Genomic DNA, 9,983 nt, shown 5'->3' with positions numbered 1-9,983 from the left:
TATACTATTTCAGATTCATTTTGTCAAGAGGATTTCACTGTTTTCGTATAACATCACAAATGCCCCCTCCTGCGTGTAGTCAAAATGCACAAAATAAAATTTTATTTTTTCATCCGGTTTCACAAAAATCACAATTTCCAGAGCTGCCACAAATTTCTATTATATGAACTAAATTTCAATTCCCATATAAGCAGCTGTTTTCCTGTGATTTTTGTCAAAACTTCAGACACAAATTTATGAAGAAAAATCACATTGCCAAAGCGAACAAGTTGCACAAAAAGAGCGGTCTCATCCCACCTGTTTTTTCACAATTTCGTCATCAAAAGCAGCAACTTTCTGATTCCAATCGGCATGTTCTATAAACAGTTTCTGTTTTTCCGAAAAAAATCATTGTTTTTTCTCAAATGCACCTCAAAATTCCGTCAAAACCGCTGCTTTTCGACAAAAAGACGGAGCAATCGACCGCCATGGAACGACTGCTCCGCTTCTCTCACCGGCTGAAATTTTGCAGGCTCTGGTGCTTCATTGCCGCCTCCAGCAATTCCGGCAGCCGCTCCGGCGGGCAGGCGAAGCACGGAATCTCCAGCGCACTGACCTTTTCCGCCATCATGCTGTCATAGCAGGGCTTGCCGCTGTCAGAGATGGCGAGCAGCACGATCACATTCACGCCGGAGGCTTTCAGCTCCTCCAGCCGCAGCAGCAAACCGGCACGATTGCCGTTCTCCTCCAAATCGGTGATGAGGAACAGCGTGGTCTTTGCCGGCTCCTGCACCAGCTCCGCACAGTAGGCAATGGATTTCTCGATATCCGTTCCGCCGCCCATCTGAATGCCGTACAGCACCTCCACCGGATCGGCGCAAAGCTCCGTCAGGTCGGTGACCTGCGTGTCAAACGCCACGATATGCGTTCTCAGGGAGCGCATGCTGGCGAGGATACAGCTCAGCACCGAGGCGTAGATGATGGACTCCCCCATGGAACCGCTCTGATCGATGTCCAGAATGATGGTGCGGGAGGCAGAACGGGCAGCGTGTTCGAAAAAGTAGAACTTCTCCGGCAGAAGCACCTGCCGCTGCGTGTCGTAGTGTTTCAGATTCCGGCGAATGGTCATGCGGTAGTCCAGCGCACTGGCGGAGGGAATGGGCGAGTGTTCCCGCCGGTTCAGCGCTGCCGTGACGGAGCGCTTCAGATCGTCCGCCAGCCGCCGGTTGATGTCCTCCACGATCTTGGCGATGTACGCTCTGGCGTTCTCCCTGGCACAGCTGGGAATCTGATCCTTGAGCGTCAGAAGCAGCGCCGCCGTTCCGATGCTGGGTTCCAGCTGATCCAGCACCTCCGGTTCAAACAGCAGCTGGTTCAGCCCCTTCCGCCGGATGGCATCGTTCTGGATCACCTGCACCTCCATGGGCGAAAACAGCGCACGAAGATCGCCCAGCCAGCGGGACAGCTGGGGCGAGGACGGGCCACTGCCGGCACCGCCGCCGAAGCCGTCTGCTCCGCCATAGATTGCCCCCAGCGCACGATCCATCAGCAGATCCTCCTGCGAGAGCATTTCGCCGGAAGCCATCTGTTCCAGCGTCTGCTCCGCCTCTTTGCCCAGAATCAGCCGCCAGCGTTTCAGTTTCTCTTGTGTTTCCATAGGTCATATATCCTCAAAATCAAAGTCATCCAGTTCCTCCAGAACCGCCTGTTCTCCTGCTGTCATGCTCTGCCCCAGATACGCCGCAGCAGCAGCCGGCGAAACACCCAGCACCTCGCCGATGTTCTCGGCGATCTCCGCCTTTTCCGCTCCGGAGAACTCCGCAAACGTCCGGCGCAGACAGATCAGCACCCCACGGAATTCCGTGTCCTCCAGCGTTGCCACAAAATCGCACAGCGCCTCCCAGATGGAGAGCCGGCTGATGAGGGCACGGTGATTCTTGCGGGAGAGTCCCTCGAACCACATGGCACCGTCCTGCGGCGGAATACCGCCAGAGAGCCGCCGGCACATCCAGACCGCCAGCACATCCGGCGCAGCCTCGCCACGCTCCAACAGAATCGCACCGGCAAATCCGGAGAGCAAAGGCTGGACACTATCATCCTCCGCCAGCCCACAGAGCATGTCCAAAAACCGCTTCTGCTCCAAGAAGTCGTGGGACAGGCAGGCATCGTTCACCGCCGACATTGCCGACAGCAGTTCTGCCGCTGCATCGTAGTTGCAGTTTGCCCCCTGCGGCAGTTCCAGACAAAACCGCAGGAACAGCTGCTGCATCAGGGGAATCAGCGGTACGGTGTCGATTTTCCGGATGCTGCCGAAGCGCACAATGCCGGAGAGATTTCCAAGCGCCGCTCCCACGTCCGCCGGAGAAAAACAGCCCGCCGACTGCCGCTGCAAGGCGGCAATGACATCGGGCACCAGTGCCGTCAGTCCGCACTGGAAGGCATCCCACAGCAGTTCTGTGGTTCGGGACAGCAGCTGGGAATTTGCCAGATGCTCCCGCAGCTGCGCCAGCGCCGTCTGCTCCACGGTGTCCCCCATGAGGGAGGCCTCCACCACCTCAATCTCCGTCTCCGGATTCCACTGCAATTCCCACAGCTCCGCCCAGGTGGCGTTGTCCTGCTGCCGCTCCAGCTGTTTGCCGAAGCGGATGCCGATGACGGACAACTGGTGCAAGAAAAACGACCGGTGCAGCCCCAGAAACGCAGACTGTTCCGACTTGACCCGCAGATTCTCCCGCAGATCCAGCGGCAGCTGTTCCGCCTTTGCCTTGCGGTAGCGCTCCAGCTTCAGCACCTTCAGCTGCCGCTGGAAATCCGTTTGCAGCGCCGTGCACACCGTTCCCTCCGGCAGAGAACCGATCTTTGTCCCGATCTCCGTATCCGCACAGGCGAGAGAGATTTCCCCGAAGCTGCCGTGCCCCATGCAGGTGATGGCAGCGTCCCGCAGATCAGTCAGGCAGGCGTGCGTTCCCCCACGCATGGCAGCGAGAGTCTCCGCCAGCCGCAGCGCCTCCATGACTTCCGCCGAGGAGGTGACGTTGCCGTGGGTTCGCTGGTATCCCGCCAGACGGGAGAGGTATTCTGCCCCGCTGTCAGCCAGCGTCCCACGCTGCCGATTGTTCCACAGGATTTCGAAGTACGCCGGCGCACGGCTGCCTGCACCGTAGCCGGAGCGGTTGGAGAGCTTATAATAGGAATAGGGCATCAGCGTCGCCTGCGACGGCACAGTGGGCAGATGCGCCGTCAGCTTTGCGTCCTCCGCCGTATACGGCACATTTTTCAGTCCGGCAGTGTGAAATGCGCCGGTGATGACGGCGATTTTCTCCGTGGGCACACCGGACTGCTCTGTTTCCGCAATGACACGGCGCATATACGCCTCCCGCAGCTGATTGTGCGCATCGTTTGCCGAAAATTCCCGAATGGATGCGCCGTATGCCTCCACCGCTGCCAGAAAATCCGCTTCATTCTCATTCTGCTCGAACTGGTACTCCCAGAGCACGTCCGTTTCCTGCCCCGTCACACGCTCTATCTTCCCGTACACCGACTCCGCTGGCGCATCGGCCGGGGCAGAGGCTTCGGACGGCTCCGCCAGCACACAGGCAGCCGGCAGGTCGCAGAACCGCACCGGAACGCCGTGCGCCACTGCCCAGCGCATTGCCTGATATTCCGGCGAGAACTCCGCAAAGGGCCAGAGCACCGTCTGCACCGGCGGTTCTGTGGTGTACGCCAGCAGTGCTGCCGGCATGGCGGACTCCATGCTGCAAAGCGGTGCGATCCACTCGTTCCCGTCCGCCGGTCCCTCAATGAGAACGGTTTCCGGCTGGACACGCTCCAGAAACGAGAGAACATAAGCAGCACACGCCGGCGAAAAGTGCCGGATTCCAAAATATACTGCCATTATCCGTTCTGCTCCCTGCAAGCTGCATAGAGTGCAGCGTAGTCTGCGCCACGCTTGCGCATGACATTTTCCAGATACTCCGTCCACGCTGCCTGATCTTTCGCCTCATCCTTGACGATGGCACCCTGCAGCGCTGAGGCAAGGTCTTCCTCGGTGACGCTGCCGCTGCCGAAGCTGCCGGCGAGTGCCATGCTGTTGATGAGCAGCGAGATCGCCTCCGCCGAGGAGAGCACGCCGGAAGTGGGCTTGAGCTTATACTTGCCGTCCATGGTCTGTCCCTGCCGGAGTTCCCGGAAGATGGTGACCACCCGCTCCACGGCGGACTGGCTGGGGAGTGCTGCGTGCAGCTGGAAGCTGTCCGCCATCTGTGCCACACGAGTGGTGACGATCTCCACCTCGGTCTGAATGTCCGCCGGCGTGGGCAGCACCACAATGTTGAAACGGCGCTTCAGTGCGGAGGACATCTCGTTGACCCCTTTATCTCTGGTGTTCGCCGTGGCGATGACGGAGAAGCCCTTTTTCGCTGCGACCTCCTGAGAGAGTTCCGGAATGGAGATGCGCTTTTCCGACAGGATGGAGATCAGAGCGTCCTGCACCTCGCTGGCGCAGCGGGAGATCTCCTCGATGCGGGCGATGGTGCCCGTTTCCATTGCCTGATAGACGGGGCTTTTTACGAGGGAGTCGAAGGAGGGGCCTTTTGCCAGCAGCATGGCATAATTCCACGAATAGCGAATCTGTTCCTCCGTCGTTCCGGCAGTGCCCTGAATGACACGGGTGGAGTTGCCGTTGATGGCGGCGGTGAGATGCTCCGACAGCCACGACTTCGCCGTGCCCGGCTCACCGATCAGCAGCAGCGCACGGTCGGTGACCAGCGTTGCAATGCAAATTTCCACAATGCGCCGGTCGCCCATGTACTTGGGTGTGATGACCTGATCCCCCGCTTTTCCGCCCATGATATAGGTGAGCACCGAGCGTGGCGACATGCGCCAGCCCTCCGGCACGGGATAGGTTTCTGCTGCGATCAAGGCATCCAGCTCCTGCTGAAACTGCTGCTCTGCGGAGCGCCGTAAAATCTGTTCTGACATAAGTATTTCGTTCCTTTCCTTATCGATGGAGCAATGCGCCGATCTGCAAAATTTTTTTCGCCCGATTCTGATAGACTGGCGGAAGATCTGCGGCACAGATCAGCGCCATCTGCTTGGTAAGCTCCAGCAGCTCCTCCTGCCGTTCGCCTCTGATCCGGTACTGCCCGATCTGCCATTCGATCCGGCGGTAGCCTGAGACGGGCTGATCCACAAAGACATAGAACAGCGCACACCGGAGCACTGCGTTGGGCGGCAGCGGAACACCGTAGTACTCCGCCAGATCCCACAGTCCTCCGCCGGAATAGCGCTGCAAGACCTTTTGCAGGAACCGGCGTGTCTGTTCCTGTAGCATGCTGCGATCCTCCGGCGCAACGATCTGCAACAAATGCTGGAGGGCGAAAGCTTGTTTTTCTGCCAGCTCGTACCGTGCCTGTTCCGCTTCCCGCTCCTGTGTCGTGAGTACATCCCAGTGGCGCATGCCCAGTTCCGCCGGAAGTGTTTCATGCGCCGGCAGATACGAGGTATCCGTCAGAAACTGTACCAGTTCCTCCGGCATGGAAGAAAACAGCGGATGCGCCAGCGGCAGACGGGACAGTCTTTCGTTCATCCAGTACATGCCGTAAACCTTCTGCGACGGACAGTAGCGCAGCCCGTTCCGCAGGATATCCAGCGCCTCCGGCTGATGCGCTCGAAACAGCGTCATCAGCTCCGCCGGATGCGTCCAGTCCGTCTTCCAGATCTGCCAGTAGAGGTATGCCGGCAGGAACTGCGCATTTTGCGCATACAGCTGTTCGATGACCGCACCATACGGCTGGAACTTCTCGTGGTCGCAGACGTTGTTCATCAGCACCCGATTCATCATCAACTCAAAAAACAGATAGTGCTTGGCATATTTTGACATGGCATCGGCAATGCGAAGGAATGCCGGTGCAGCGTCCGGCTTGTTGGCGAGCATGCGGATACAGCCATCCAGCCGCTCCTGGTCGCTGGCGTGCTCCGCGCGGTTCTCCCGTATCATCGACAGGACTGGCTCCGCTTTCTCCATCACCACATCGAGGTACGCCGCATCCTCTGACGCTGCAATAGGGGCGCAAAACTTGCCATCGTTGGATTGGGCGAGCTTCCGAAGGTACGGCTCTGCCTCCGGCACATGATTCCGCACCAGTGCCGTCAGCGCAGCCTCCCGCACACTGCCACGTTCCGTCCGGTACAGCTCCAGCAGTTCCTGCCCGTATTCCGGCGCATTCCGCAGGGCATCCAGCGCCTGCAGCCGGATGTTGCGGGGATTATTCTCATCCTGCGCCATCGCCAGATACCACGGGTTTTCCGAAGCGCCCGCCAGCTTCCAGACCATCAGCACCAGCTTTCCCGCCGTCCGTGGACCGCACTTTCGGCAGGCGTCTTTCAGCAGGGGCACCAGCGACGTGCCATAGTACAGCGCCATCTGCTCCGCCAGCTCGTCTTTCACCGACGACCATTCCTTAGAGGTATCGTCTGCATTCCGCAGATACGCCGCCAGAATCCGTGGGTCGCCCAGATACTCGTGGGAGGGGTCACGTAGCATCTTCACACTGTTGCTGTTCAGCATCGTCAGCGTGGACAGCAGCGAGTTGGGAATGTCCACGGGATGCGTTCCCGGCGCTTCCGCTGCCCCCTCCTCCACTGGACTGTCATCCTGCGATTTGCCCTGTGCCACAGCGAGGGCATTGGCGAGGGCGATGCAGTCCGCCAGCAACAGACTGTCCGGCGTATGCAGCAGCTTGTCACACATGGCAGAAAGACGGGAAAACGCCTTGTTTGCCGCAGACAGGGGCTGGAAATTTGCCGCAGCCCGATGCAGCCGGAAGTCCTCTCCGATTCCGGCACAGCCGGCTGCTGCGGTACAGATCAGACGGTAACGCAGCTCGTAAAACGGTGTCATATCCATAAAAGTTCCTCCTTTAGCAGAGCCGAATGATGCCGGTTTCCGTCACGATGGAAATGGGACACAGAAAAAAGCGCCGTTCCCTGCCGGAATAGAACATCTCTCCCAGCAGTGCGCCGTCTGTTCTCGCCGGCTTGTCCAGAACGTGCAGCACTTCACAGGTGGCGGGATAGCTGGCATTGCTCCGCAGGGCGATGCGCTCCGCTCCACGCTGCATCACGCCGTGGCCGTCCTCCTGTGCAAACTGAATGGTGTCGAACGCCAGCAGCACCGCAAGCGCCTCCGGTGCCATTGTGTTTTTCAGTTCCGTCTTTGCCTGCTTGACGGCTTCTCCCAGCGTGGGAAGCGCCCTGTTCCGAATCGCCGCACAGTGCGCCGGCAAAAGTTCCTGCACCTCCGCCTGCTCCCAGCGCACCCGGGGGTTGCTGCCGCCGGGATACCGGCAGAGGGTGGGAATCTGATAGAGTCCGAACATGCTGTCCTCCTCCTTAATGTGCTTGCCCGCCCGATAGGGACGGATGTTCTGGGTGCTGACGATCTCGCCGGTGTCCAGATCGCACCAGTAGCCGAAATCCACGTCCGCCTGCCGCTGCTCATCCGGGAGTACCGCAAAGGACAGCTGCACCAACCGTGCATTGTTCCGGCAAAGCCCCAGCGCCTGAAGCTGTGTCAGTTTCCACACGTTTCCCACCGCCTCATACAGCACATTGCCGTCCGGCAGCACTTCGCCGGATTCCAGCTTCTCCTGCAAATAGCGCTTGCTCTTCTGCACCACCGCATTCAACCGGACGCAAAGGGTCACCAGCTGTTCCATCTGGGCGTCATCGGGGTTTTCCGCACACGCAGATGCCTTGGCAATCAGTTCCAGCATGATGGTCTGCGGACCATAGAGGGCGTAATCCCCCATCTGCTTGGCAAGGGAAAGGTACTGCTTCGCCGTCACCGCATGAATGGAGGAGATACCACGTTCCAGCAGGTCACGGACAAACTGTTCCGCCAGTTCCAGCCCCTCCAGCTGCCGTTTCAGCTTCTTGGCTGCTGCCGATGCGCCGAACGGCTTTCTCTTTGCCGGTTCCGGCTGGGCTGCCTTTTCCGCACGCTTTTCCAGCTTCTCCCGCTTCCGCTGCACATCCTCCGGAATCTCTGCCGGCTCGAAGGGCTTGCCCTCCAGATAGTCCAGCAGGATGGCAATGCCGTGTTTACAGGGAATCTGCCGGCTGGGACAGGAGCAGCGAAAAACCGGCGTATCTCCGGAGAAATCCACCGAGGTCTGGTATGCGCTTTTTCCGCTGCCCTTGCATGTTCCAAAAAGCAGGGTATCGTCTTCGCTGCGGAAATGCGTCTGAAATCCGCCGATGCGGGAAATTCTCTGTGCGTTGGAAAATGCCGAGGGATTCGCTGCCATGGAGCGAACCCACTCGAGCGTCACGCTTTCTGCACGAGCCATTGAAAAATCCTCCTATACCTTTGTTCATTCTTCTTTCATTATACCAGATTTCACCGGTAATTTTCAAGTGTTGTGTGACAAAAATCCTGCATTTTTCCGAACTGCTTTCCACAATTTTTCCCGACACTGCGGAAAAGCGGGCAGCAAAAAGCGCAGACGGAATTGCTCCGCCTGCGCCTGCACATTATTGTGATACTTAGAGCTCGTATTCATAGGCGTCTATCTACGTCTTTTCGGCAAATTTTGTTGCATACTGCGTGAAAAATTCTTGCCATACGAAAGTATGCCTGCAAATTTTTGCCTTGTCTGCAAAAAAATTTGCTCGAAAATCCGCATATATTTCCTATGAATACAAGCTCTTATTTATTTTCCGGCATTCCCCTTGGGCTTGCGCATGGTCAGGGAGATGCGCTTGCGCTTCAAGTCCACGTCCAGCACCCAGACCTGCACCACATCGCCCACCTTCACCGCCTCCAGCGGATGCTTGATGAAGCGGTTACAGATCTGCGAGATGTGCACCAGTCCGTCCTCATGCACGCCGACATCCACGAAGCACCCAAAATCGACGATATTCCGCACCGTTCCGGTGAGTTCCATCCCCGGCTTCAGATCTTTCAGTTCCATGATGTCCCCGCTCCGCAGCAGCGGCGGCGGCAGCTCGTCACGGGGGTCACGTGCCGGCTTTGCCAGTTCCTTGAGGATGTCCGTCACCGTGGGCACACCCACACCGGCGTGGGCAGCAATGGCAGCATAGCCGCTCTTCCTGGCGATCTGCTCAATGCCGCTCAGGTCCTGCGTTCCGGCATCTGCCAGACGGAATCCGCACTCCTGCAAAATCTGCTCCGCAGCCTTGTAGCTCTCCGGATGCACGCCGGTATTGTCCAGCGGATTGGCGGACTCCGGCACACGCAGGAATCCGGCGCACTGCTCGAACGCCTTTGGTCCAAGCTTCGCCACCTTTTTCAGCTGCTTCCGGTCGGTAAATGCGCCGTTTTCGGTGCGGTACGCCACAATGTTTTTGGCGATGGTCTGGCTGATGCCGGCGATGTGGGACAGCAGAGAGAACGACGCTGTATTCAGGTCCACGCCCACCCGGTTGACGCAGTCCTCCACCACGCCGTCCAGCGCACCTTTCAGCTCTGCCTTGGGCATGTCGTGCTGATACTGCCCTACGCCGATTGCCTGTGGGTCGATCTTCACCAGCTCCGCCAGCGGGTCTTGCAGCCGTCTGGCAATGGAAACAGCGCTGCGCAGGGAGACATCGTATTCCGGGAACTCCTCCGCTGCCAGCTTGGAGGCGGAGTACACCGATGCGCCTGCCTCAGACACCACCATATACGCTGCCGGATGAGGCAGCGCTTTCAGCAGCTCGGAGACCACTGCCTCGGCCTCCCGGGACGCTGTGCCGTTTCCGATGGCAACGGCGGTCACGTGGTGCTGAATCATCATCTGGCGCATGAGGCGCTTGCCCTGCTCCATGCCCTTTCCTGCGCCGAGGGTGATATGGGCAACGCCAGTGTCCAGCACCTTTCCGGTCTCGTCCACCACTGCCAGCTTGCAGCCCGTCCGGTAGCCGGGATCGACACCGAGCACGGTGCGGTTTTTCAGCGGTGCTGCCATGAGCAGCTGCCGCAGATTGGAGGCGAACACCTG

6 protein-coding genes are annotated in these 9,983 nt (G+C 58.7%); all 6 read right to left on the bottom strand.

Annotated features, from left to right (window positions below; all coding sequences use genetic code 11):
• Nucleotides 1–490: 490 nt before the first annotated feature.
• On the bottom strand, nucleotides 491–1,636 hold the full coding sequence (locus QZL66_RS05600) for a VWA domain-containing protein (protein ID WP_022410752.1): 1,146 nt from the start codon (nucleotides 1,634–1,636) through the stop codon (nucleotides 491–493).
• A 3-nt stretch (nucleotides 1,637–1,639) separates the two neighbouring features.
• Nucleotides 1,640–3,874, bottom strand: a complete 2,235-nt coding sequence (locus QZL66_RS05595; RefSeq protein ID WP_022410751.1) for a DUF5682 family protein — start codon at nucleotides 3,872–3,874, stop codon at nucleotides 1,640–1,642.
• On the bottom strand, nucleotides 3,874–4,959 hold the full coding sequence (locus QZL66_RS05590; RefSeq protein WP_022410750.1) for an ATP-binding protein: 1,086 nt from the start codon (nucleotides 4,957–4,959) through the stop codon (nucleotides 3,874–3,876). Before QZL66_RS05590 ends, QZL66_RS05595 begins: the two co-directional genes overlap by 1 nt.
• Nucleotides 4,960–4,978: 19 nt before the next feature.
• Nucleotides 4,979–6,886 carry a HEAT repeat domain-containing protein gene (locus QZL66_RS05585; RefSeq protein WP_022410749.1) on the bottom strand — a complete coding sequence of 636 codons (1,908 nt, stop codon included), beginning with the start codon at nucleotides 6,884–6,886 and terminating at the stop codon, nucleotides 4,979–4,981.
• Nucleotides 6,887–6,899: 13 nt separating this feature from the next.
• Nucleotides 6,900–8,330, bottom strand: a complete 1,431-nt coding sequence (locus QZL66_RS05580; protein ID WP_022410748.1) for an SWIM zinc finger family protein — start codon at nucleotides 8,328–8,330, stop codon at nucleotides 6,900–6,902.
• A gap of 363 nt (nucleotides 8,331–8,693) precedes the next feature.
• Nucleotides 8,694–9,983: helix-hairpin-helix domain-containing protein (locus QZL66_RS05575; protein WP_293601885.1), on the bottom strand; the 1,290-nt coding region annotated here is incomplete at its 5' end.

The sequence above is a fragment of the Ruminococcus sp. CAG:330 genome (assembly GCF_000437175.1).
Lineage (GTDB): Bacteria > Bacillota > Clostridia > Oscillospirales > Ruminococcaceae > Ruminococcus_C.
Note: the sequence above shows the minus strand (reverse complement) of the source record. Positions and strands in the feature narration are given on the sequence as shown.

What these genes read in the sequence shown, in the direction of transcription:
- QZL66_RS05600 (WP_022410752.1), bottom strand. Translation starts at nt 1,636, where the DNA reads ATGGAAACACAAGAGAAACTGAAACGCTGGCGGCTGATTCTGGGCAAA.
- QZL66_RS05595 (WP_022410751.1), bottom strand. Translation starts at nt 3,874, where the DNA reads ATGGCAGTATATTTTGGAATCCGGCACTTTTCGCCGGCGTGTGCTGCT.
- QZL66_RS05590 (WP_022410750.1), bottom strand. Translation starts at nt 4,959, where the DNA reads ATGTCAGAACAGATTTTACGGCGCTCCGCAGAGCAGCAGTTTCAGCAG.
- QZL66_RS05585 (WP_022410749.1), bottom strand. Translation starts at nt 6,886, where the DNA reads ATGGATATGACACCGTTTTACGAGCTGCGTTACCGTCTGATCTGTACC.
- QZL66_RS05580 (WP_022410748.1), bottom strand. Translation starts at nt 8,330, where the DNA reads ATGGCTCGTGCAGAAAGCGTGACGCTCGAGTGGGTTCGCTCCATGGCA.